This is a genomic window from Virgibacillus carmonensis (genome assembly GCF_057836705.1).
On sequence record NZ_JBYQFJ010000042.1, the window covers coordinates 1 to 22,537 of the forward strand.

The window sequence follows — 22,537 nt, forward strand, 5'->3', positions numbered from 1 at the left end:
TCCTGCGGGAAAGCGAAGCGTTGAGACCCCGCAGAGAGCGGTTTTTGCGATTGAGTAGGCTCAGCGCAAGCCCGCGGAAAGCGTAGTGATTTTTCCCCAGCGGCGCAGGTCACTGAACATGATTTTTAGTTACGTCGCAGTCTATGGAAATAGCAACAAACTATGCGAAAAGAGCCTTTAAAAATGATTATTCCTGCTTTACCACTTGCTCCAATAATATCTCATTTTCTATTGTTTTTAATGGTGACTATAGGACTGCCTGGATTGATCTACGGTAAAATACCACTTGACATAAATTAGTTACTAATATATAGTTACTTACATAAAGTAACTTTTGCTTAACGGTAGTTATCTGGCTATCGTTTTCATTAGGAGCAAAATACATCATAGAAAAGGAGTGTCATGCAAATGATAAGTAAAAACGAAATAGGTGTCATTATTCTAAGGTTGTTTTTAGGTTTAACGTTCTTCATACATGGTCTAGATAAGTTTCAGGGAGGCATTGGGAATACTGTCGGTTTTTTTGAAAGTATAGGGATTCCAGGTTTTGTAGCCTATGCGGTAGCATTCATAGAGTTAATCGGTGGTATTGCGATGGTATTAGGTATTGGAACAAAAGTTATATCTATTTTATTTGCACTAATTGTGGTTGGAGCAATTATTAAGGCGAAGTTTGCTGCTGGATTTTTAGGAGGATATGAACTTGACTTAGCTTTATTGGTCATTTCCATTTTCCTTGCTATTTCAAATAGAAACCTTTTTTCATTAGATAACATGTTATCTTCCTCGAAACAGGGTTAATTTATTTTTGTAGTACACATAAGGAGGTAACAAACGTGGAACAGAAATATTTTCAGGAACCAAATTCGTTTGTAGAGCATGTTCAATTAAAAGTTCAAAATTTAGCACGTTCTGTGGAATTTTATAAAGAAATAATCGGCTTTCAAATACTGGATAAAACAGAAAATAAAGCTGTACTATCTGCTAATGGTAAAACAGCGTTGTTATCAATTGAACAACCTGAAAATGTGAAACCGAAACAAGCCAATACATCGGGGTTATATCATTATGCACTATTATTACCAAACCGATTAGAGTTAGCGAAAGTATTAAAGCACTTCATTCAACACGACGTTAGGTTAGGATCATCTGACCATCTTGTAAGTGAAGCTCTTTATTTAAATGATCCCGACGGAAATGGGATAGAAATTTATACTGACCGACCATCTTCTACATGGGTCTGGGAAAACGATGAGGTGGCAATGGCCGTAGATCCGTTAGACACAAAGGGTATTCTTGCAGAACTTGATGATGAAAGTTGGGATGGACTCCCAGCAGATACAGTTATGGGTCATATTCATTTGCATGTATCAGAATTGCAAAAAACGGAAGAATTTTATAGCAAGGGGCTTGGTTTTAATGTTGTAAATCGATTCGGCTCACAAGCACTATTTATTTCCACGGGTAGTTACCATCACCATATAGGTTTAAATACGTGGGCTGGGGTTGGTGTACCTCCGTCCTCAGGGAAAAGTGTTGGATTGAAATCGTTCTCGCTTGTATATCCAAGTGAACAAGTTAGAAAAAAAGTAGTAGAGCAGTTACAGCATTTGGGTTATGAAGTACACAAAGTAAATGGCGTTTTCGTTACGAAAGATCCTTCTGAGAATTGTATTGAGTTAACGGTTTAAATAACTTTACTTGTTTTGAAATTTTTATTACGCATTTGACCCAAACTGTTCATTGGCAAAAAAGAACCATCTAATTTCTATTAGCTTCTTTTTTAAAATGCAAAAATAAGTTTGTAATAAGTTTAGAGACGACAATGATCACAATATATGTTAGAAACAGGTGAAAGTAGTTTGCGCCCGAATTGAACTTGAAGATGTTAATGGATACAAAGATTGGTTTAAGCACAAACGAGAGAAAGGCACTTAAAATTAGTGCATATAAGTAATAGTTTCTGTTTGTATTAGTAACCCATTGATACACCAACATGAATAATACCGGGACAAGTGATGCGTCCATCCCAAAACTATTTGGCATGAAGGGAATCATCTGGTAAGGATAAGTCCAATATCCTTGTGCAGTACCGAACGAATCGAAATACCCAAACCATACATGAATATTAAACCCAAAAAAGCCTATTTGAAAGGCTTTTTTCCTGTCAAGTTTGTAATAGAGAAGAATGAGTGGAAGGGCAAACATTATTACGTTAAACCAAAAGCCCCAGGTGGAAAATGACGAAAACTCCGTCCAATAAGTGCTCCAATCACTTGCGATTCCTTGCTGTTTTTCGGTTATTTTGCTTAATGATTCGGTTTGACCAGCCAATGTAATCCCTACTTTTGAATTTATTTACAATTAGAGTTACCTATTTTTTATTAAAAATGTAACATAACGACAAAATAAAGTTTATTTAAAAATGAGAGGTGAATTACTCTAAATAAAGCAATTCATTATTAGAATAGCTGTGGATGCTGTACGATAAAAGAAATCCCTTTTGGAGGTGCTTGAAAGATGGATACGAAATCAAAGTTGGATCAAGTGGAAGAGGTCTATAATCAGCGGCTGCGAGGTGGGTTCTTTATATCTACGACCGATGGTAAGAGGACCCATTTTCATAATGGGTGCTGGGTGACGCAATGTTCACATGAGCCACCACAAATGCTCGTTTGTTTCCCCAAAGAGATGGAGGGGGCAGAGATTGTTAAACGTGGACGAAAGTTTGCGCTTAGCATGACAGCAGAGGACCAAGAGCCCTTAATGGATCGTTTTTTTGCAGGAGATCAGGATATTGCGTCGATGGGCGAAGAGGAATTTATATATAAAGAGACTGGATGCCCAATCTTAAAAAATGCACAAGCTTATTTTGATTGTGAGGTCTCGCAAATTATGGATAACCGTGATTTCCTCATTGTTATTGGCAATGTCTTATCTGCTGAAATTTTTCATCCAGAAAAACAGAGTCTTACGGTTAATCATTTGATGAAGCGCGAAGGCGGTGTACCAGGGGATGCTATTGTCCCATTAGTCGGGTTTGAAAATAAATAACATGGTGCAAGTTCTAACAAGAAGGTCGTCATTGTGTCGATCTTCTTTCTTTGTATTTGCACTATTAATCCCATTCGTATAAGGTTTTTGATTAGTTGTGCTAAACTAATTATAGACTTGAAAAATAGGAGCTTATTATGACAAATAAAGAATATTCGCCATACATGTCTTTTTCCAGAAAAGAGTGGGCAAGTTTGCGGTATAATACACCGCTTACGATAACACAGTCTGAAATTGAAGAACTGCAAGGAATAAATGAAAATATATCTGTGGATGAAATTGAGGAGATATATTTACCTCTTATTCGTTTCTTATCTTTCACTATTGAAGCAGCCAAACAATTACATAACGTCAGCGACAAATTTTTCAGACAGGAAACGAAGAAAGTTCCTTTTGTTATTGGAGTTGCAGGGAGTGTAGCTGTTGGTAAAAGCACAACATCAAGAATTCTAAAATCGTTGCTTTCAGGTTTACCAGCCAATCCTAAAGTGGATCTCGTCACAACGGATGGTTTTTTATATCCCAACTATGTTCTTGAGAAAAAAGGGTTGCTGGACAAAAAAGGGTTTCCAGAAAGCTATGACATAAAAGCATTGATTGATTTTTTAAACGATGTAAAGTCTGGTAATACAATGGTTCACGCCCCTATCTATTCCCATTTGCACTATGATATTATTCCAGACGAATATATTAGTGTTTGTGAGCCAGATATTGTCATCCTCGAAGGAATTAACGTTTTACAAACTCCAAAACAGGTAAGAGAAAGCTTACCGAGTATATATGTATCCGACTTCTTTGACATTTCCATTTATGTTGATGCAGAAGAAAGGGATATATGTAATTGGTATGTAGAACGGTTTAAACTCTTAAAAAATACAGCATTTCCTCAAGCTGAGTCGTATTTCAAACGTTATGCAGTTCTTTCTGAGCAGGAAGCAGAAGACGTTGCAACAGATATATGGAATAGAATTAATAAAAAGAACCTTGAACTGAACATAAGACCCACAAAAAGACGTGCCGACATTATTATCAAAAAGGGAATCAATCACCTAGTTTCAAACATTAAATTGCGGAAGGTTTAACACTAGTATAAAACGAATTTGTAACTAGACAATAGGTGGTAACCTGCATCCTGGGTACCACCCTATATTTATAGGAAAGTAAAAATTTCTAGGTCAGTAATGTCCTCGTATAACTATTTCCTATACCTTTTGATAAACTATTAGAATTTTCATTCAGATGGGAACTATTCTATAATATGGTTAGTACATGAAAGTTAAAAGGTGGTTAGATAAATGAAAAGTGTTGTTATAGGAAAGTTTGGTGGACCAGAGGTATTGGAGATGAAGGATTTAGATATCCCTAAAGTTGGTCCAAGTGAGGTGTTAATTCGAGTTGAAAAAACCAGTGTTAACTTTGCAGATGTAAAGAAACGCATGGGTCATAAAGGTAAAGGGCAATTCCCATTAACTCTCGGGTTAGACGTGGCTGGTATTGTTGATGCAGTGGGGGAACAGGTGCAAGATATCCACATTGGGCAAAGAGTTATTGCTTTTCCTTCAAACGGTTCTTATTCAGAATATGTTGTTTCAAAGGACGCATTAACGTTTGTTATACCTGATAATATTGACTTTACAACAGCTGCAGCTTGTCCGACAGTTTCAATTCTGTCTTATAAGTTATTAACAGACATTGCTAGGCTGCAAAAAGGTGAGACAGTACTTATTCATGCAGCAGCAGGTGGGGTAGGTACAACTGCCATTCAATTAGCAAGAGCATTAGGTGCTGGAAAGATTATTGGTACTGTGAGTAATGAAAGAAAGTTTTCAGTTGTGAAAGAAGCTGGTGCTGATCATGTCATGCTTTATGATGACTTCTCAAATAATGTAGAGAAGCTAACAAATAATATTGGTGCAGATATTATATTGGATTCTTTAGCTGGTGAAATCTCGGAACGGAGCATGAAGTGCTTGGCAAAGTTTGGGCGACTTGTTCACTTTGGTAATTCAAGCGGGGAAATTGGAAACTTTTATACAAAAGAGCTACATGCTAGTTGTCGATCAGTCCTTGGATTTAGTCTAGGGACAACACGAAAGGAACGACCAGAGTTATTAAAAGAAGCTAGTAGACAGGTATTCAAATACATATCAAATAAAGAATTGAATTTTAGAATTGGTGCGGAGTTTCCTTTAGAGGAAGCTCATAAAGCACATGAACTTATAGAGTCTAGAAAAAGCACAGGTAAAATAGTGTTAACGGTCAAAAGTTGATTCTAAATATGTCCCAATTTTACTTATCATACGCCTTTTTATTGTTATTCAATTATGTTTAGTATACTAGATAAAGAGAGTGGTTGAGTTTAATTTCTTAAAGGTAGGGTGAAATGTGTCTGATACTACAGGAGATAATGAACTAAAAGTATTAAAAGCTATAGCCGAAACGTTAAACCGTTCAAATGATTTAGAGGGTATGCTCCAATCTGTAATTACAGAGTTATTAAAGGTAACAGGTCTAACAACAGGCTGGATCTTTCTTGTTGATGATAAAAAACCTCATTATACATATATGGCAAGTCATAATTTACCCCCTGCGTTGTCTTGGGGAAATGATCAACCAATGTGCAAAGGTACTTGCTTTTGTCTAGATAAGTACTGGGATGACAGGTTGAATGAACCAGTCAATATTATTGGATGCAAACGGTTGGAGGACGCGGTTACGTATTCATGGGGTGAAACCAAAGGACTAACCCATCATGCAACAGTACCCTTATCCGCTGGAGGAGAACGATTTGGTATTTTAAACGTTGCTGCTCCAGATAAAGAACAGTTCTCTGAAGATGAGTTGAATTTACTTCAATCAGTTGCGTACCAAATCGGTACAGCAATAAAGAGGACACGATTATATCAATCTCAAAAAAAACGAGCCGAAAACTTTGTATTGCTTGATGAAGTAGTTCGTTTTATATGGGGTATCTCGGATGCAAAGGAGCTACCTAAGAAGATTGTGGAGAAGTGTGATACTGTTTTTAGATGGCCCTTGATTGCTTTTTATATAAAAGAAGGAAATGAGCTGCGATTACAAGCTCATAACAATGGCAAGAGAATAAACAGCCAAGTCTTATTTGATCGTGATAACGATTTAACTAAGGCGTTTATTGAACAAAAGATTGTTCAAAACAAATCTGCCCGGCACCAGCTTCGTTCGATCGGTTTTCCAGAGTATCAATCATCCATTGCAGTTCCTATATTATCTTTAAGAGAGGCACAGCAGGGGGTGCTTCTCATTGCCGGTAGAGGATATAATACGTTTTCAGACAGTGACTTCGAGGTGTTGAAAGTACTAGCAGATCACATCTCCCTTGCAATTGAAAGTATTAACGTACTTGAAAAACGCCAGGAGTTATTATTGTATGAGGAACGAAACAGGCTTGCCCGTGATTTGCATGATTCCGTCAATCAAAAACTTTTTTCCTTGTCTTTAACAAGTAGAGGCGTAAAGGAAATAATTCCGCAAGATGATAAGATTCTTAACAATGCCATGAATGATATTCAGGAGTTATCCCAAAGCGCATTAACAGAAATGAAATCCCTTATATGGCAGTTGCGTCCACCTGGAGTAGAAGAAGGGCTAATTACTGCATTGAAAAAATACGGAAATAGTCTCGGGTTAACTGTCTCGGATTCAGTCCACGGAGTGCGCAATCTTCCAAGGACAATTGAAGAAACGTTGTGGCGCATTGGTCAAGAAGCTTTAAACAATGTGAATAAACATGCTGATACAAAGAAAGTATTTATTAAGCTCCAAACAAACAATAATATAGCTTTTTTTGAAATCTCGGACGAAGGTAGAGGGTTCCTTTTTGATACGCAGAAGATAGAAGAAAAATCGCTTGGCCTAACAACGATGAGAGAACGTGCAGAATTGGTCAAGGGGTTATTAATCATTAACAGCAATCCCGGTTACGGCACAACGATAAACGTTTCAATTCCCATTGAAGATATAAAAGAGAAGGATGGTGGTTATGACAATTAAAGTATTGCTAGTGGATGACCACCTCGTCGTATTGCATGGCCTAAGGTTTTTTCTGAATACCCAGTCAGATATTAAAATTATCGGTGAAGCTAATAATGGCGAAAAAGCACTGGTAGAAATCGAAAGGCTGAAACCTGATGTTGTGTTAATGGATTTGATGATGCCGGTTATGGATGGTGTTGAAGCAACGAGGCAAATAAAAGAAAAGCACCCTGAAGTAAAGGTGATAGTTTTGACAAGTTTTTCTGACCAAGATCATGTTCTCCCAGCATTAAGAGCAGGTGCAGCGGGATATCAATTGAAAGATATTGAACCTGATGAGTTGGTTAAAACGATATATGCCGCGTATGATGGTCAAAAACAACTTCATCCTATAGCGACGAATCTGCTGTTATCGCACGTGTCGACTGAAGATCAATCAAAGGAAAATAAAATGAATATTTCGGAGTTAACCCGACGTGAAAAAGATGTTTTATACCAAATTACCCTTGGAAAAAGCAATAAAGAAATTTCCTCGGAACTTTATATTACGGAAAAGACAGTAAAGACACATGTTAGCAGCATATTGAGTAAACTGGATTTACATGATCGAACACAGGCAGCTATTTTTGCAATGAAGAACAATCTGTTTGATATTTAAAAAATTATCATAGTGCGATTTCAAAAAGGAGGATAAAAAAGACCGAGAAGTTCGAGGCAGCGCAGCTTTGAGTACCGGACTTGTACAGGATGTACGGACTTCTACGTTGCCCACAGGACGTGGGCTGTCTTAGTAGAAGTTCCTTACTCCTATACGTGAGGCACGGAAAAGCAAGCTAACGAAGAAATTCGATGTGTCATTTTTATCGGATTTTTTGAACATCCTCTCATACGAAAGTCGTAGAAACCCTTACTTTTAAAGTAGGGGTTTCTTTAGTTGTTTTTTCATTCATTGTACCGAAGACTGGTATTTCAATTGGTCGTAAAATGATAGTTACAAGAAACAATTAAGAAGGAGGAAATAACGATGGTCTTTAATGAATTCGCGTTTAGATATGAAATGGAAGTACAAAAAGAAAAGCTGAAGAGGGTTACGTGTATAGACCGGGTAAGGATTGAAAAGGTGAAGGATCGTGATAGTGGTAAACAAATTAAAAAAGAACATCCTTTCAATCCGTTTTTTCAAATTGAGAACAATTGCTGCTGCAGTTAATAGTTCAGAGCAATTTGCAATAATAAGCATTAAAAATAGGAAGGTGTAAAGTTAATGATTATGGGGTTATATGAGGCACACTTACCTGTCAAGGACATCGAGACTTCAGTTGAATTCTATGAAATGCTTGGCTTGGAAGTTGCTTGGCATGGTAGTGGTACTGTTTTTTTCTGGATAGAAAAAAACAAGGTGTGGTTAGGGCTTTGGGAAGGTGGAGAATTTCAAACAACGTACCATCCTTCATTGCGACACATAGCATTTCAGGTATCTTATGAGGATTTAAAAAAATCTTTATCATGGTTAGAGTCGCGTCAAATTCAAGCAATACCGTTTGGGAGGAGAACGTCAATCGAACCGTTTATTCGACCGTATCAAAGTAATGCCTCTATTTATTTCGAGGATCCAGATGGCAACAGCTTGGAATTGATGTGTTATGTAGAAGTTCCAGATGAATTAAAAAATATAACCGATAAACTTTCTTTTGATGAATGGGAAGAAGTTCTTTCGCAGTATCAGAAAAAATAAAGCAGGGTGTAGCTAAAAAATGTGGTTCATATAATAAAAATAATTAAAGGTAGGACGTAAGGCGTTTTTTCTGTAATAAGAAAAAACGTCCTTTGTACATTTGAAGAGGGAGCAGTTGGATATTTATGTTAAAATAAAAAAGAATTGTTAAAAAATTTGGTTAAGTTAACGTCTAGGAAAAGGAGGGGTTATCGTATGGACATATTGCAGCAGGTAATAGAAAAGTTCAAGCTAAATGTGCTAACAGTCGAGGACGTTCCCCAATCTTTTAGTTCGACTGTATATAAAATAACACTGCGTGACCATCGCACTGTCTACATAAAAATTCCTTATTCGAAATCAAAGCTTGAACTGGAGTATACGATACTTAATAGATTTTCCTCTGAGTTGCCGGTACCAGAAGTGTTAGATTATTGGGAAGGTAATGAAGATGTCACTGGTGCTTTATTATTAAGTGTAATCAATGGTGTTCCAATTACAGATGAGGTGAATGAAGCGCTAGCCTATGATATCGGAGTACATCACGCCAAAATGCATGCGATTGTTCCAAGTGAGCAGGATTTAAAAAGCGCTGTTTCGAATGAGTATAATCAGTGGTCTGAGTATATTAAGAGTCAGTTTTATTCCTTTGCAGAAGATGTTAAGGGAGTGATTGATCCTGGATTATATGAGCAGTCATTAAATCATTTTGATCAGCATCTAAAATTACTTCCTGATACAGATGGGCCATGTTTTATACATCGCGATTTTCGCCCAGGTAATATTTTAGTACATAAAAATCACGTAGCTGGCATCATTGATTTTGAAAGTGTCCGCATAGGCGCAACAGAAACAGACTTTACAAAAATAAATCGTGATATTTTCATGAAAAATCCTGGAACAATGGAGGCGTATCAACAAGGATACGAGTCCATTCGTCCGCTTATAAATCTGCAGGAAGTTTTGCCATTTTATCAATTTAGTGATGCTTTTAATTCAATTGGCTGGTGTCAAAGAAGGGGTATCGAAAAGAATAAAGTTTTCTTCGAGAAGAATTTATCTTACTTAAAAACTTTTTTTACGACTCCCCAAAAGCACAATGGTTAACTAGATACTTCTCTGAATGAAATATCAATTATCTGCTCCGTGTCGGTCGCGAATTTAATATCTATATAAACACCAAATTCATTGTCTTTACTTTTTAACCATAATTTGAATTTTTCAGTTGTATGATTTGTACTTTCCTCTTTTCCAACATGAAGGTAATCAACTATATCAGCGTCAGGGTACTTTTCTTTTGTTTTTTGCATGGCGATTCGTCCCCACTTAGCATAGGACGGAACTTCTCCATTGGCATGTATAACCTTAATCTCAGATAGCTCCAATGAAGCAAACGATGTAAAAGTTATTGCAGTGCAGTAGAATAAAGTAATCAACAGTTTCATTATATAACCCCTTTTAGTTAGGTTTTGTTATTTTTATAAAAATAATGCACTTGTTGTTCAAGTAGCTGATGTGATATTTGTTCAAAATGTATGTAAAAGGAGTTTCTAACAATGAATGTGGTAGGTATTTTAGGGATGACACATGATGAAGAAATGCAAAGAAAATATAAGTATCCTTTATCTTTGGTGAAAGAAATGATATTAGAATTTAACCCGAATGTTATATGTGGTGAAGTTCATCCCCAAAGTTGGCAGTTATATAAAAAAGAAGGCAAACCTTACGGGATTTTAGGTGAGACGCAAAAAGAATATCCAAATTTAATTTTCCCCTTATGCAAAGATAAAGGGATTAATTTTGTTCCTGTAAATTGGTTTGAAGAAGATGTGTTCGATGCAAATGCGTTTGATAAGTATGACAATAACAACAAGAAACAATTAGAGAAGGAATTAAATGAATGGACTCTAAAAAAACTATCCAACTGGAACAAAGGTAACATCCCTTTTAATTCATTTGAATATGATGACATAACAAAGGATATGTATAACTGGCTACATAGTGTTGACCCTGATGTGCAAAACATTGTTTGGAATGCCAGACACAATATTATGGTTGCTAGAGTTAAAAATGCAGTAAAGAAATACCCTGGTAAGAAGATTCTTTGTATTCATGGTGCTGACCATAATTATTGGTACTACCAAGCCCTTAAGAATGAGAAGGACATTGAACTTGTGTATCCATTACGATAATTAGTGCTTTGAATAAGTTTTTATTTCTGGATACCTCAAATATGTGCGATTTAACTGTTGCTATTTGTGTTTAGTCAAAAGGAGGAGAGGAAAATCAACGATACCTTTTCTATAAAACTAAATGTTTGTTTGCTACTCACAATCATTCCTTTATCCGCTCTTGGGTATTATTTTGCTGTACAAAATGAATCATTGTTTTTCCTGTATGAATGGCTTCTTGCTGCAGTAATCCTAATTTCGGTATTATTCTCGATCAAAAATATCGTGACAATTAAAAGTGAATTAAAGTGGGTTGCTATATCAATATTTACGTTTTTAATTCAATTTTCGGTTCTCGGGATTTTTCTGGGACCACTTTCGATGTATCTGATGTTTTATCTTTATTATGCTGCTGCAATACTTTCTGTTACAGTTTTTATAATAGCTATTAGAAAGAATAAAACTTTAAGAATAATCCCGATAATTTTCACTATATTAACGGGATTGTTCACGGTTTATATGGTGTTTTTGAATGGTTTGTGGGGAAATATGCCTGATAAACAAAACATGCCCATTGAAGAGTTAACTTCAGGTTACCCTGATGAGGTTAGAGAGAAAATAGCGGAACTGCCTGAAGATATTCAAAGGAAATTAATCGTTCCAACAGAACTTCCTTCAGAGTCCTACGATGTTCAATTTTCATATGATAGCATTCCAATAAATGACCCTAATGGACGTATTGTTCTATCTACTTTCTTATATATTGGCGATAATCCGAGGTATAATCTTATGCTCTCCAGCTGGTATCAGAATGTCACTCCTTCAAATGATAAGACATATGAGAAGGTAACGTTAGATAACGGAATTGAAGCAGAAATTGTGAGTGATCATGACTTAAAGTGGAAAGATGAAAATGGATATCTGCATCAGTAGGCGATAATTGATCCTCCTGAGGAAAGTGAATCAAGTTTTACCATAGAAGATTTAATTGTGGTCGCAAATTCGATGGAGTAAATTGTTTAATTTGAAAAGGGCTGGAAGGATCTTTTATTGAAAGGTCCTTTTTTGTTGAATATAGAAGATCCAATTTTGTGTTAAAATCAGTTGTAATAAGGAAGAGGTGTTGAGAATGATTAATCGTGCAATGGACGTTATCGTCACTAACTATGATAAAAATTGGGTTCAATTATTCAAAGAAGAAGCTATAAAAATTCACGAAGTATTCTCAGATGAAATCATGGATATTCATCATATAGGCAGTACAGCTGTTCCGGATTTACAAGCTAAGCCAATCATTGACATTATGCCAATAGTTAAAGATATTGAAAGGCTTGATTCGTATAATACAAAGATGGCTGAAATCGGATATGAGCCTCTTGGAGAGTTTGGGATTCCAGGACGAAGGTATTTCCGAAAAGGTGGAGAGAACAGGACACATCAGATACACATTTTTCAATCTGATAATCACTCTGAAATTGAACGTCATTTAGTTGTTCGTGATTATTTGAGATTGCATAAGAATGATTTAATAGCGTATGGAAAGTTGAAGGAACGACTTGCGAAAGAGTTTCCTAAAGACATTGAAGGATACTGTGATGGGAAAGACGACTTTGTTAAAAATCTGGAACGGAAAGCGATTGAATGGAGACACGAAAATAGAGGGTAATCGTTTGTTTTGGTGTTTTCTACAAGAAAAGAACAAGTAGTTGATATAAAATGCGACGTATGTGCTGATTGTTTTCCGCTGCGGACCGTTGCTTTCCGCGGGCACGGCTTCAGCCTCCTTGCCCCGGCAAGGGGTATGCCGACGTTGTCCGCAAAGGACGGTTTTAGTCGGCCCTCATCATTAACCACTCTGCGGGGTCTTCAGACTCGTGCTGTTCCCGCAGGAGTCAACGGTCCTCCGCTCCAAACAACTGCCATAAATTGCTGCCTGTGTAATATAAACAATCAAATAAATTGAAATTGTTAAACTAAACCCTAGTTAAGGAAATCCACGTAGACTCCTGTGGGAAAGCGAAGACGATGAGACCCCGCAGAGAGCGGTCTTTGCGATCGAGGAGGCTCATCGCGAGCCCACGGAAAGCGAAGTGGATTTCCGGAACGGTTGTCCAAGCACCAAACAAAGTAGTTATGTCGCAGTTTACGGAAATAGCAATAAACTTATTAAAAAAGCTTTTTTAAAGGGGAAGTTTAATTTGAAAACATTCACGGCCAATCCAAATGATGTGGATAATATGGTAGAAATTGACTTTGAAGTAATTGGTAACAACAGCAGAAGAGAATACATAAAAGAAGCTGTCGAGGCTGGAAGATGTATAGTTGCAAAAAATGAAATCTCTATTGTAGGTTTTTTGATTTTTGATACTCACTTTTTTGATAATAGTTTTATATCTTTGATAGTAGTTTCAACGTCACAACGACGAAAGGGTTATGCAACAGCCTTAATTGAGTACTTAGTGAACATGGCACCAACCCCGAAAGTATTTTCTTCAACCAATAAATCAAATGAGAATATGCAGAATGTGTTTACAGCAAATGGATTTGTCCAAAGTGGAGTTATTGAAAATTTAGACAAGGGAGATCCCGAGATTATTTATTTTAAAACTAAATGAAGAAGGCGATGCGCTTGTTATTTGAAAAAGAAGGTATAAGAGTTCGGCACCTGCAACCTGAAGATAAGCAGCTATTGGTTAGGTGGCTCTCCACCCCTGCAGTTCTGGAATATTATGAAGGAAGGGACAACCCTTTTGATCTGGAGAAGGTAAATAAGGATTTTTACAGTCGGGAGAAAGGTGTCAGTAAATTTCTTGTTTCATATGAAGGGATAAATATTGGCTATATACAATATTACCAGGTGAATGACCAAACAAGTTCAATAGATGATTATAGTGAAGATGAAACTATCTTTGGTATTGACCAGTTTATTGGCGAAACAAAGTATTGGAATAAAGGTATTGGAACGCTGCTTGTAAGATCGATGGTGGGATATTTAGTCGAGCAGAAGCAGGCGGACAGAGTAATCATGGATCCTCAGATATCGAATGTCAGGGCGTTAAAATGTTATGAGAAGTGTGGATTTAGGAAGATCAGAATCCTGCCTAAACACGAATTTCATGAAGGGGAATTTCGGGATTGTTGGTTGATAGAGTATGAAAAAAATAGCTATGGGAAAGAACGCTTAATGATTCCAAGTGTTGATGAGCTACCTGAGCATTTCGCGCCGCTATTGAAAAAGGTGTTGCGGACGATTTAGCTTGTAAAAATATATGCAAGTTCTTTTTTTAATAAATAATATTCTTCTACTGTTTCAGAATGTAGCCTTAAGTAATCACGAAATAATAGTTTCTCATTCCACTCTAGACTATTAAATTCAAAAACATGCAAGTGGCAAGTCCCCTGTCCCCACAGCCCTTTTCTAAAGAAATTTCTATCTTTTAGCCCAGGTTTATGATTCAATTTCGCTTAATGGTTGAATAAATGTAGTCACTTTTTCTAAACTTTTACACCTACCATTACATATTGAGAATAAGCTTGGCTTTTTTACAAAAGAGGATATTCGTAATGCTTGTCCAGATGTAAGTGAATCGACAATCAACCGGGTACTTACTGAATTGAGAGATCAAGATAAAATTGAACCGACTGGTCTAGGTAGGAACGCGAAATGGAAGAGGAAACAGTGAGGTGGGCAAGGGAGAGGTACGAGGCTCCTGTCCATTAAATATATTGTCATATTCTGTAATAATTTGTGACTGAAGTGTATTCTTCTCTTAATCTCATACTCTATATAATTCTGCTAGAATAGACGTTGGCATCAAAATTCACATGAAGGAGAGAATACATAATGTTAACTAAAAAATATTCTATAGGAAAGTATATTGGAACAACAGTTTTTGTCACATCACTCACATTTTCACCAGTAGTTGCTGGAAGTGTTTTTGCCCAAGGAGCACCAGATAAGGATACAACTGTGAATGAAACAACTGATAAAGAGATAACTGCCTCAACTGTTACCGTTCATTCAAATCTGATTTTAGCTGGCAACAGAGGAGAAGCTGTCACTGATGTACAATCAGCCTTAAATGACCATGGTTACCATCTTGAGACTGACGGAATCTTTGGTTCAAAAACTGATAATGCAGTACGAGATTTCCAACAGGCTAATTCTCTATTAATCGATGGAATTGTCGGACCGGAGACAAAAAAGGCATTATCTATAACCTCAGTCATGGAAGAGGAACAACTAATAATTTCAGAAGCACCTGAACAGCAAACAAAAGCAACAACCGTGAGCACATCATCTGATATTGTTGAGATTGCCGAAAGCGTAGTTGGCAGCCCTTATCAATTTGGAGGAACAACGCCAGCTGGTTTTGACAGCAGTGGTTTCATCAACTATGTATTTGAGCAAGCTGGTATTCCTCTGGATAGAACCCATGCTGCAATGTGGGCAAATAATGGCACACATGTAGACACCCCAAGTCCTGGGGACGTTGTGTTTTTTGAAAATACGTATCAGGAAGGTGTATCTCATAGCGGCATTTACATCGGAAACAACCAAATGATTCATGCAGGTACAGAAGAAACAGGCGTAGAAATAACATCCCTTGATTACAACTACTGGCAAAGTCGCTATGTTGGAGCAAAATCGTTTCAATAAATTTAAGGGGACTGTCCTGTCGCTTTAACGTGTTAAAGAAAAACGTTGACCACTTTCCAAATTTTGCTTATAAAAATCCCAATACATCAGAGATTGGGGTTTTTATAATGTGAAATTTTTTCAGTAAGTTGTTAAATGGAATAAGTATAGGAATCGTGGTGGCATAAATTCCGAACGCTTTATTAGGAGAGGTCTGGTCCGAAATTGATAGTAGATATTTCCCCTAGATAACAGGACATAACAAACAAGCCATCAAATGATGACCTTCTTAATATTCTCAGTTAATGGAAGGTTACGTTATCCTTCCGAAACATCATTTCCCGAATACTGCCCACCCATCTCCCCTTGCAATTCACTAGCACTCATAATTCTATTATCCTTATCAAACACCAACTTAGGCGTTCCTGTTTGCCTATTTCGCTGCACCAATTGCCATTCCAAAAATGCGTTTAGTTCTTTAATATAATTCATGTTCATTTCCCTTTCTATGTAAACCTTTTAATGATTACAACCATTGAAATGTACCACCTCTGACATAGTATTTGCCACCAAATGTCAAACAGTGTACCAAAGAATGACACACTGTTTACCACTGCAATCCTTCTGGTGATAAAAAGATATAAAACCATAGTTTTATAGTCAATAAGATCAGTCTTCTGCAAACGGGCCAGATTAACTCTTGTATTACGTAATAGATACATACTGCGCAACAAACGATTTCGTATATGAATGAATGTACTTTAAAGTAAAAATACCTTATTTATCGGTGGTAGGTTTTCAACGAACGGGCCATTTAATGGAATAAGGGAAGGGATTATTTATGGAGCGGCAACAAAGATAAAACAAAATCCAATATTAAGCCATTAAAGGACCGTTTTTAAAAATAATTGGGGGAGGATTTTTGTTAAGAATGTCGAATATTTGTTTTAGTACAATTAATTAAAGGGAGAGGTTCAAAATGGAAAGGACTGCTTTGTTGGTTATTGATGCTCAAAACGAGATGTTTGACGAATCTAATCCGGTATACAAAGGGAAAGAACTGCTCGGAAATCTTCAATCCTTAATTGAAAAGGCTCGTTCGGCTGATGTTCCAGTTATTTTTGTCCAACATAATGACGGGGGGCTTGTGAATGGCACTTATGACTGGGAGATTCATCCGTCCATTAGCCCGAAAGAAGGAGAACCCGTTATTCAAAAGTGGACCCCGGATTCGTTTCATGAAACGAATCTTCAGGACGAATTAAAAACAAAAGAAATCCAAAGTCTTGTTGTTACCGGAAACCAGACCGAGTGTTGTGTAGATACTACGTGTCGCCGTGCATTTAGTCTCGGCTATAAAGTTACACTTGTCAAAAATGCCCACGGGACATGGGATTCCGATTCTCTAAGTGCGAAACAAATCATTGACCATCACAATAAAGTGTTGGGAAATAATTTTGCTGATATTAAGGAAATTAGAGAGATTCAGTTTTCTAATTAGGAGATTCATTAAACAATTGGGCGCGATTCTAGAATAAGGATTAAACCGGAATCGGGCCAGATCGTTGAAGAAGGAAATTATAATTGGATGTCGAATTTATTTCTTAGAGAACATCACTTAGGAGGATTTAAGTGCCAGTATCTAAAGATAATGTAGAATACATAATTCGAAATGTAAAATTAGAGGATGCGGAGGTACTTTTGGATATTGAGAGTTCTGTTATTTCTGAAGGTAAATATTTCATCGTAGTATCAGAAGAGGTAGAAAAAAAGCCATTACAGGAGGAGAAAGAACGAATTCAAAGTATATTGGATAACATAAAAGAAACTCTTATTGTAGCGGAAGTAAATGGTGTAGTTGTCGGATCGATAGAATTTCGTTCACAAAATAAGAAGAGATTATCACACACTGGCTCTGTTTCAATGTCGATAAGTAAAAATTACAGAGGCATGGGAATAGGAAAGGCGCTTTTAAAGGCATTATTAGACTGGACAGAAGAGAACCCATTAATTGAGAAGGTAAGTTTAGGGGTCCTTTCAACAAATCAAAGAGCAATTTCCCTGTACAAGCAGATGGGCTTTTTGGAAGAAGGTCGTTTAATTAAAGAATACAAGTTAAATCATGGTGAATATATTGATGATGTTCTTATGTATAAATTTGTACAATAACCTAATGTGGCGTTAGTTAAGCATTCGTTAAGCAATCGGGCGCAATTCTGTAATAAAGGATTGCTCCTTTTCTTTATGTAGAGGGCCAGTCTTTTAAATAACCGAGATTTTTATATTAGAGTATTTGAATAATTATAGTTATGTTAAAATTAATGAACCAGACTTTGTGAAAGATTGATCTTAAACTAACGCAGCAGGATTGTTGAATAACTTTGGAAAAATGATTGTTAAATCTTATTTATAAATTGCATTTATTCGTTTATTATATTTCAAAACAATTTTACTATTATTGATAAAAGGAAAGGAATAAGTTATGACTTCATATCAAATAAAGAAATTAAATCTCGAAGACTATAATAAGTGCAGTAATATTTGGGATATGGAAAAGAAACCAAAAATGGCGAAGATGTTTTACGACGAATTAGTAAGCGGAAACAGAATTACCTTTATTTATTTAGAAAATAACGAGTTTATAGGAGAAGGTTCGTTAGTTTTTAGAAACAATGACCCAGACTATACTATTCCAAATAAACGGATTTATCTTTCTCGTATGATTGTTAAAGAAGAATATTGCAATCGTGGGATAGGAGGCATTATTCTTGATTATTTAATTGATTATGCTGAACAACTTGGATATGAGGAAATAGCACTTGGTGTTGATACAGATAACTTAAACGCAAGACATCTATATGAAAAGAAGGGATTTACAAGCGTATTATTTATTGGTGAAGACGAATATGGTGAATATGTAAAACTCCTAAAAAAGTTAAAATAGATTTTAAAAGGAAGTAAATGTTATTATTATATTAAAGATGGTTGCTCTTTTATTATAGGTGGAGAAAGCTTTAATACGATATATACTACAATATTAACTTTGGAGGAACACCACTGCAATAAGACTTATAACGAAATTAAGTTCTTGATATATCCCGTCAAGGACATATTATGAAACAGTGCTTTAATAAAGGAGTTGTATAAAATGAATGAAAATAAAGGTACAGAAATAAAACGCTTTTCAAAAGCAGAAAACATTCTACTTCAGATCAATAGTAAAACTAAGCTAGGTGACTTACGAAAAATCGCGAAGGACATTAAAAAAGATCACGAACTAGCTATGGAACTTTGGTCAACCGAAGAGTTTTTGCCCAGACTATTAGCAATCTTAATTATGGACAAAAAACTTCTTTCACAAGATGTGCTAAATAAGCTTGATAAGGATATGCAGACTCACACTTTTGATGAGCGAAATAACTTAATGGATTGGTTAATGGCTAATCAGCTCACCAAAGACAAGAAGAAAATTGCATTGATGGAGTCATGGGAAAATAGTCCTTCTGCTCTTCAAAGGCGAGCTTTCTGGTATTATCAAGGGCGATTGAGATGGACTGGACAAACACCGCCTGATAACACCGCATACTTGCTATCTGCATTAGAAGCTAATATTACGCAGGAAGAACCGGAAGTTCAATGGGCTATGAATTTCACCGCAGGCTGGATAGGCGTTTATGATAAAAAGAATCGTGCACGTTGTATTAAACTTGGTGAGAAAACGGGTCTTTACAAAGATGAAATAGTAGCAAAAGGATGTACTCCCAGCTATTTGCCGGAGTTCATTACAATTGAAGTTAACAAACGACATAATAATTAGTTACCTCTGAAAAATTTATTAGGGTTTAATGCAAAAAATAAAGGAATTCAAAGCCTCAATATGAAAATTGTAATAGGATTGGACCGAAAAATAAAGAAAACAACGCGTTATGGCAGCTAGTTAGTGAAATATGCAAGAATACTGCGCATTTGTTCTAACTTTGTGAATAAATGTACATAAAGTAACTGGTGCTTTAGTGAAAGAAGAATTAATTGATTTTAAAGATTAAGACCATGTTTTAGTTATTCCATTATACGATCGGGCGCGATTGCAGAAGACCATAAGCCTAATTCCTCGTAAAAATAAGGAGTATTAGGTTTTTTCACTTCAAAACCCTTTACGTTTTACTATTGGTAAATGCGATGAAAGCAAGTGGTAAATTTCGTGGCAACTACTGGTAAAAAACATGGCAGAGATGGTACATTTTTGTGGCTGTAATCATTTAAAAATAGAAGCACAATAAACCTACGTATTTTGCTAGATACGTAGGTTTATTGTGCTCTTGATCTTGAATCCAGAGATCGATGGATTATTTCGGAAACAAGATGAATTTCGAATCTTTAAATGTGGAATCTGCTTCAAGTTAGCCATAAGATAAATAGTATCCGTCTTTTAATGAAGATGAAAGTGAAAAATAACGTGTTCAAAAGGAATTAAACGCTTTCTACTTCTATAATCATTATGGATTTCCTTATCCCATTTGACTTCGGATATATCGATGTTCACTTTCAAAGAGCAGAAAATCGAGTAACGAAGAGATTAAAACAAAAAAGATGAATATGGTATAATCTAAGGTATCTAAAAATTCACTTTAAGTAAAATGAAAGCAATTTTTAAGGAGGCGGTCATTATGACAAACAAACGATTTTTCACAGTAAACAATTTTAAGGGGAAAACGTCTAATTAACAAAGTTGCTTAGCGTTTCCCCAAATCGGATAATGGAAGGGGAAAACTTGTGGGAACAGAAAATGTGAAACTGGTAGAATTGAATGAAGAAAACTGGTATGAATGCTGTGAACTGGAGATCTCACCAGAACAAGCAGAATACATTGAATCAAATGCTATATCAATAGCTCAATCAAAATTTGAACAAACATTAAGACCATATGCTATTTATTTTGAAGAGAAAGTAGTGGGTTTTTTAATGTACAATTCAGTTCAAGAAGAACTCGACGGTTATTGGGTATATCGAATAATGGTCGATAAGGAATTCCAAGGTAAGGGGATAGGTAAAGCGGCAACTAATCTCATGATTTCAGAGATGGCTAATCTGCCTAATGCTAGGAAGGTAGTTGTAGGTTATCATCCCGAAAATTTTGGAGCGCATAATTTGTACTCAAGTTTGGGATTTGTTGATAACGGTGACAGATTCGGCAGGGAAATGGCTGCAATTAAATATATAAACGAGTAAAAACTGATAGAGGGCCACTTTTTGGTCCTCTTCAGTTATAGATACTTTATCTATAGGGGAGGGATTTGTACATGCACAATAGCTCAGATGAGGAACTGCTAGCTGGTGGTAACGTCTCCAAAGTTTATCGTTCAGGGGATACAGTCAGACGCGAAGTAAAGGCAAATAGCCATAAAATTCATGAACTGTTGAATCATTTAGACAGCAACGGTTTTGAGTATGCACCTAAATTTCTGGGCATCGATGAAAAAGGGAGAGAAGTACTGTCTTATATTGAAGGGGTAGCCGGAAACTATCCATTACTAGCGTATATGTGGACTGACGAAGCTTTAAAAGACATAGCGAAAATGCAACGTCTTTATCATGATTCAGTGAGCGATTTTCCGTTGGACGATAGTTGGCCAGTGCTGGATAATACCCCGCGTCCACATGAGGTATTATGTCATAATGATTTTGCAATCTATAACATTATTTTTAAACGTGAGCGACCAATAGGTATGATAGATTTTGATGTGGCTGCCCCTGGACCAAGACTTTGGGATATAGCTTATACGCTTTATACATGCGTACCTTTAAGCAGATTTTATCTCACTGAAACAGGGGAGAAAGTCCATTATAATTCCAGTTTACACGCTGGAAACATAAAACGAAAAGTAAGATTGTTTTTTGAAGTATACGGCATGGAATTACCAACGAATTATATAGAAATGGTGTTGCTCCGATTAGATGGGTTATGCAAAACCATAACAAGAAAGGCGGATGAAGGCGACTTAGCTTTTCAAAAGATGATAAAGGAAGGGCATCTTGACCACTACCGAGAGGATATTAGATTTATCAAAGAGCGTGCAAATGAATGGACTGACCAAATGAAAAACAATCCGAACAAATAGTAAGGGGCGTAACTGTGATTATCAGCACGAAAGAAGCGTTTTTGAAAATAGTATACGAGGATCAATTTATGATGGATGTATTAAGAACTGCCAAATCGTTGCAATTGCCAGAATGGTGGGTGTGCGCTGGATTCGTGCGTTCGAAAATTTGGGACATTCAACATGGTTTTGAAACTCCAACAAAACTTCCTGATGTTGATGTGATATTTTTTGACGAGGAAATCATCAGTGAGAAAGAAGAAGTAGTTTTAGAGGGGGAACTTAAAGCTGTGCGGGGGGATGTTCCATGGTCGGTAAAAAATCAGGCAAGAATGCATCTTTTGAATGATTCAGCGCCCTACAAGTCTTCGGTTGATGCTATGTCGAAGTTTCCAGAAACAGCTACATCACTGGGACTCAAGCTTGATGAAAAAGATCATTTAATTCTCGCTGCACCGCATGGGTTGGAGGACGCTTTAAATATGACGGTTAGACCAACGCCACATTTTAAAGATAATAACAAGATAGAGATTTATAGAGCCAGAGTTACGAAGAAAAATTGGCAGTCTACTTGGAATAGGGTTGAGGTCGACTATCAGTAAAAGTAGTGTTTTTTGTTTTACTTTGAGAGCGCACGGTGGGGGATCAATTATCGCGCGCCACACAAAAATACAGTCAGTGCGCGATTCTGATAAATTAATTGATTTTTTTCTTTTATTAAATATAGTACTTAAGTTCCTCAACTTCCGCACATAGATAATCATGATGAATTCAATAAACTGTAGCACTTGAAGCACTTGAAATATGGTACTTGACACGAATTACAAATATGTCTTTTCATAAAACT

General features: G+C 36.4%; 27 protein-coding genes. 23 read left to right on the forward strand and 4 right to left on the reverse strand.

What is annotated here, in order from left to right:
- Window positions 1-408: 408 nt before the first annotated feature.
- Together AC3G7N_RS18990 and AC3G7N_RS18995 are read left to right on the forward strand one after the other, a co-directional pair.
- Complete coding sequence (locus AC3G7N_RS18990; RefSeq protein WP_489423732.1) at window positions 409-801, forward strand: DoxX family protein; 393 nt, start codon at window positions 409-411, stop codon at window positions 799-801.
- A 35-nt stretch (window positions 802-836) separates the two neighbouring features.
- A complete protein-coding gene (locus tag AC3G7N_RS18995; RefSeq protein ID WP_489423733.1) occupies window positions 837-1,691 on the forward strand; it encodes a VOC family protein in 855 nt (284 codons plus the stop codon).
- A gap of 70 nt (window positions 1,692-1,761) precedes the next feature.
- Here the strand turns inward: AC3G7N_RS18995 and AC3G7N_RS19000 are convergent, their stop codons facing one another.
- Complete coding sequence (locus AC3G7N_RS19000) at window positions 1,762-2,334, reverse strand: CBO0543 family protein (RefSeq protein WP_489423734.1); 573 nt, start codon at window positions 2,332-2,334, stop codon at window positions 1,762-1,764.
- Window positions 2,335-2,520: 186 nt separating this feature from the next.
- On the opposite strand from AC3G7N_RS19000, the gene AC3G7N_RS19005 reads away from it, so the two are divergent.
- The 8 genes from AC3G7N_RS19005 (at window position 2,521) to AC3G7N_RS19040 (ending at window position 9,889) form a co-directional block, all read left to right on the forward strand.
- Window positions 2,521-3,054 (forward strand): flavin reductase family protein, encoded by a 534-nt coding sequence (locus AC3G7N_RS19005; protein WP_489423735.1) that lies wholly within the window; start codon window positions 2,521-2,523, stop codon window positions 3,052-3,054.
- Window positions 3,055-3,191: 137 nt separating this feature from the next.
- Entirely contained in the window at window positions 3,192-4,136 is a 945-nt protein-coding gene (coaA, locus tag AC3G7N_RS19010; protein ID WP_489423736.1) for a type I pantothenate kinase, read from the forward strand.
- 213 nt (window positions 4,137-4,349) lie between these two features.
- Window positions 4,350-5,324, forward strand: a complete 975-nt coding sequence (locus AC3G7N_RS19015) for a quinone oxidoreductase family protein (RefSeq protein WP_489423737.1) — start codon at window positions 4,350-4,352, stop codon at window positions 5,322-5,324.
- Window positions 5,325-5,439: 115 nt separating this feature from the next.
- Entirely contained in the window at window positions 5,440-7,086 is a 1,647-nt protein-coding gene (locus AC3G7N_RS19020; protein ID WP_489423738.1) for a GAF domain-containing sensor histidine kinase, read from the forward strand.
- Window positions 7,076-7,726 carry a response regulator gene (locus AC3G7N_RS19025; protein ID WP_489423739.1) on the forward strand — a complete coding sequence of 217 codons (651 nt, stop codon included), beginning with the start codon at window positions 7,076-7,078 and terminating at the stop codon, window positions 7,724-7,726. Before AC3G7N_RS19020 ends, AC3G7N_RS19025 begins: the two co-directional genes overlap by 11 nt.
- 366 nt (window positions 7,727-8,092) lie before the next feature.
- Window positions 8,093-8,278 (forward strand): hypothetical protein, encoded by a 186-nt coding sequence (locus AC3G7N_RS19030; protein WP_489423740.1) that lies wholly within the window; start codon window positions 8,093-8,095, stop codon window positions 8,276-8,278.
- 54 nt (window positions 8,279-8,332) lie between these two features.
- Window positions 8,333-8,803 (forward strand): VOC family protein, encoded by a 471-nt coding sequence (locus tag AC3G7N_RS19035; protein WP_489423741.1) that lies wholly within the window; start codon window positions 8,333-8,335, stop codon window positions 8,801-8,803.
- A 195-nt stretch (window positions 8,804-8,998) separates the two neighbouring features.
- Window positions 8,999-9,889: a phosphotransferase family protein gene (locus AC3G7N_RS19040; RefSeq protein ID WP_489423742.1), complete on the forward strand. Its 891-nt coding sequence runs from the start codon at window positions 8,999-9,001 to the stop codon at window positions 9,887-9,889.
- Here AC3G7N_RS19040 and AC3G7N_RS19045 read toward each other — a convergent pair.
- Window positions 9,886-10,227: a YqzG/YhdC family protein gene (locus AC3G7N_RS19045; protein ID WP_489423743.1), complete on the reverse strand. Its 342-nt coding sequence runs from the start codon at window positions 10,225-10,227 to the stop codon at window positions 9,886-9,888. The genes AC3G7N_RS19040 and AC3G7N_RS19045 overlap by 4 nt on opposite strands.
- 111 nt (window positions 10,228-10,338) lie before the next feature.
- Here AC3G7N_RS19045 and AC3G7N_RS19050 point away from each other — a divergent pair, with 111 nt between their 5' ends.
- The 5 genes from AC3G7N_RS19050 (at window position 10,339) to AC3G7N_RS19070 (ending at window position 14,209) form a co-directional block, all read left to right on the forward strand.
- Window positions 10,339-10,974, forward strand: a complete 636-nt coding sequence (locus tag AC3G7N_RS19050) for a hypothetical protein (RefSeq protein ID WP_489423744.1) — start codon at window positions 10,339-10,341, stop codon at window positions 10,972-10,974.
- A gap of 66 nt (window positions 10,975-11,040) precedes the next feature.
- The gene (locus AC3G7N_RS19055) at window positions 11,041-11,886 is read left to right on the forward strand and encodes a hypothetical protein (protein WP_489423745.1); all 846 of its coding nucleotides are present in this window, start codon (window positions 11,041-11,043) and stop codon (window positions 11,884-11,886) included.
- Window positions 11,887-12,082: 196 nt separating this feature from the next.
- A complete protein-coding gene (locus AC3G7N_RS19060) occupies window positions 12,083-12,619 on the forward strand; it encodes a GrpB family protein (RefSeq protein WP_489423746.1) in 537 nt (178 codons plus the stop codon).
- 532 nt (window positions 12,620-13,151) lie between these two features.
- Window positions 13,152-13,568, forward strand: coding sequence for a GNAT family N-acetyltransferase (locus tag AC3G7N_RS19065; protein WP_489423747.1), 417 nt, complete (start codon window positions 13,152-13,154; stop codon window positions 13,566-13,568).
- Between the two features lie 14 nt (window positions 13,569-13,582).
- Complete coding sequence (locus AC3G7N_RS19070; RefSeq protein ID WP_489423748.1) at window positions 13,583-14,209, forward strand: GNAT family N-acetyltransferase; 627 nt, start codon at window positions 13,583-13,585, stop codon at window positions 14,207-14,209.
- On the opposite strand, the gene AC3G7N_RS19075 is transcribed toward AC3G7N_RS19070, so the two are convergent.
- On the reverse strand, window positions 14,206-14,412 hold the full coding sequence (locus AC3G7N_RS19075) for a GrpB family protein (protein WP_489423749.1): 207 nt from the start codon (window positions 14,410-14,412) through the stop codon (window positions 14,206-14,208). The two genes, AC3G7N_RS19070 and AC3G7N_RS19075, sit on opposite strands and share 4 nt — an antisense overlap.
- A 385-nt stretch (window positions 14,413-14,797) precedes the next feature.
- On the opposite strand from AC3G7N_RS19075, the gene AC3G7N_RS19080 reads away from it, so the two are divergent.
- Window positions 14,798-15,613, forward strand: a complete 816-nt coding sequence (locus AC3G7N_RS19080; protein WP_489423750.1) for a C40 family peptidase — start codon at window positions 14,798-14,800, stop codon at window positions 15,611-15,613.
- Window positions 15,614-15,910: 297 nt separating this feature from the next.
- Here AC3G7N_RS19080 and AC3G7N_RS19085 read toward each other — a convergent pair whose 3' ends face one another.
- A complete protein-coding gene (locus AC3G7N_RS19085) occupies window positions 15,911-16,084 on the reverse strand; it encodes a hypothetical protein (RefSeq protein ID WP_489423751.1) in 174 nt (57 codons plus the stop codon).
- A 487-nt stretch (window positions 16,085-16,571) separates the two neighbouring features.
- Between AC3G7N_RS19085 and AC3G7N_RS19090 the strand changes: the two genes are divergently transcribed.
- From AC3G7N_RS19090 to AC3G7N_RS19120, 7 genes are all read left to right on the forward strand, one after another.
- Window positions 16,572-17,093 (forward strand): cysteine hydrolase family protein, encoded by a 522-nt coding sequence (locus tag AC3G7N_RS19090; protein WP_489423752.1) that lies wholly within the window; start codon window positions 16,572-16,574, stop codon window positions 17,091-17,093.
- A 131-nt stretch (window positions 17,094-17,224) separates the two neighbouring features.
- The gene (locus AC3G7N_RS19095) at window positions 17,225-17,761 is read left to right on the forward strand and encodes a GNAT family N-acetyltransferase (protein ID WP_489423753.1); all 537 of its coding nucleotides are present in this window, start codon (window positions 17,225-17,227) and stop codon (window positions 17,759-17,761) included.
- A gap of 379 nt (window positions 17,762-18,140) precedes the next feature.
- Window positions 18,141-18,536, forward strand: coding sequence for a GNAT family N-acetyltransferase (locus AC3G7N_RS19100; protein WP_489423754.1), 396 nt, complete (start codon window positions 18,141-18,143; stop codon window positions 18,534-18,536).
- 204 nt (window positions 18,537-18,740) lie between these two features.
- Window positions 18,741-19,409, forward strand: coding sequence for a DNA alkylation repair protein (locus AC3G7N_RS19105; RefSeq protein WP_489423755.1), 669 nt, complete (start codon window positions 18,741-18,743; stop codon window positions 19,407-19,409).
- Between the two features lie 956 nt (window positions 19,410-20,365).
- Entirely contained in the window at window positions 20,366-20,821 is a 456-nt protein-coding gene (locus tag AC3G7N_RS19110) for a GNAT family N-acetyltransferase (RefSeq protein ID WP_489423756.1), read from the forward strand.
- A gap of 71 nt (window positions 20,822-20,892) precedes the next feature.
- Window positions 20,893-21,711, forward strand: a complete 819-nt coding sequence (locus AC3G7N_RS19115) for a phosphotransferase (protein WP_489423757.1) — start codon at window positions 20,893-20,895, stop codon at window positions 21,709-21,711.
- Between the two features lie 14 nt (window positions 21,712-21,725).
- The gene (locus AC3G7N_RS19120) at window positions 21,726-22,292 is read left to right on the forward strand and encodes a nucleotidyltransferase family protein (protein WP_489423758.1); all 567 of its coding nucleotides are present in this window, start codon (window positions 21,726-21,728) and stop codon (window positions 22,290-22,292) included.
- The last annotated feature ends 245 nt before the right edge of the window (window positions 22,293-22,537 follow it).

What these genes read in the sequence shown, in the direction of transcription:
- AC3G7N_RS19030 (WP_489423740.1), top strand. Translation starts at nt 8,093, where the DNA reads ATGGTCTTTAATGAATTCGCGTTTAGATATGAAATGGAAGTACAAAAA.
- AC3G7N_RS19115 (WP_489423757.1), top strand. Translation starts at nt 20,893, where the DNA reads ATGCACAATAGCTCAGATGAGGAACTGCTAGCTGGTGGTAACGTCTCC.
- AC3G7N_RS19085 (WP_489423751.1), bottom strand. Translation starts at nt 16,084, where the DNA reads ATGAATTATATTAAAGAACTAAACGCATTTTTGGAATGGCAATTGGTG.
- AC3G7N_RS19080 (WP_489423750.1), top strand. Translation starts at nt 14,798, where the DNA reads ATGTTAACTAAAAAATATTCTATAGGAAAGTATATTGGAACAACAGTT.
- AC3G7N_RS19040 (WP_489423742.1), top strand. Translation starts at nt 8,999, where the DNA reads ATGGACATATTGCAGCAGGTAATAGAAAAGTTCAAGCTAAATGTGCTA.
- AC3G7N_RS19015 (WP_489423737.1), top strand. Translation starts at nt 4,350, where the DNA reads ATGAAAAGTGTTGTTATAGGAAAGTTTGGTGGACCAGAGGTATTGGAG.
- AC3G7N_RS19105 (WP_489423755.1), top strand. Translation starts at nt 18,741, where the DNA reads ATGAATGAAAATAAAGGTACAGAAATAAAACGCTTTTCAAAAGCAGAA.
- AC3G7N_RS19060 (WP_489423746.1), top strand. Translation starts at nt 12,083, where the DNA reads ATGATTAATCGTGCAATGGACGTTATCGTCACTAACTATGATAAAAAT.
- AC3G7N_RS19025 (WP_489423739.1), top strand. Translation starts at nt 7,076, where the DNA reads ATGACAATTAAAGTATTGCTAGTGGATGACCACCTCGTCGTATTGCAT.
- AC3G7N_RS19035 (WP_489423741.1), top strand. Translation starts at nt 8,333, where the DNA reads ATGATTATGGGGTTATATGAGGCACACTTACCTGTCAAGGACATCGAG.
- AC3G7N_RS19005 (WP_489423735.1), top strand. Translation starts at nt 2,521, where the DNA reads ATGGATACGAAATCAAAGTTGGATCAAGTGGAAGAGGTCTATAATCAG.
- AC3G7N_RS19045 (WP_489423743.1), bottom strand. Translation starts at nt 10,227, where the DNA reads ATGAAACTGTTGATTACTTTATTCTACTGCACTGCAATAACTTTTACA.
- AC3G7N_RS19100 (WP_489423754.1), top strand. Translation starts at nt 18,141, where the DNA reads ATGGAAAAGAAACCAAAAATGGCGAAGATGTTTTACGACGAATTAGTA.
- coaA (WP_489423736.1), top strand. Translation starts at nt 3,192, where the DNA reads ATGACAAATAAAGAATATTCGCCATACATGTCTTTTTCCAGAAAAGAG.
- AC3G7N_RS18990 (WP_489423732.1), top strand. Translation starts at nt 409, where the DNA reads ATGATAAGTAAAAACGAAATAGGTGTCATTATTCTAAGGTTGTTTTTA.
- AC3G7N_RS19050 (WP_489423744.1), top strand. Translation starts at nt 10,339, where the DNA reads ATGAATGTGGTAGGTATTTTAGGGATGACACATGATGAAGAAATGCAA.
- AC3G7N_RS19090 (WP_489423752.1), top strand. Translation starts at nt 16,572, where the DNA reads ATGGAAAGGACTGCTTTGTTGGTTATTGATGCTCAAAACGAGATGTTT.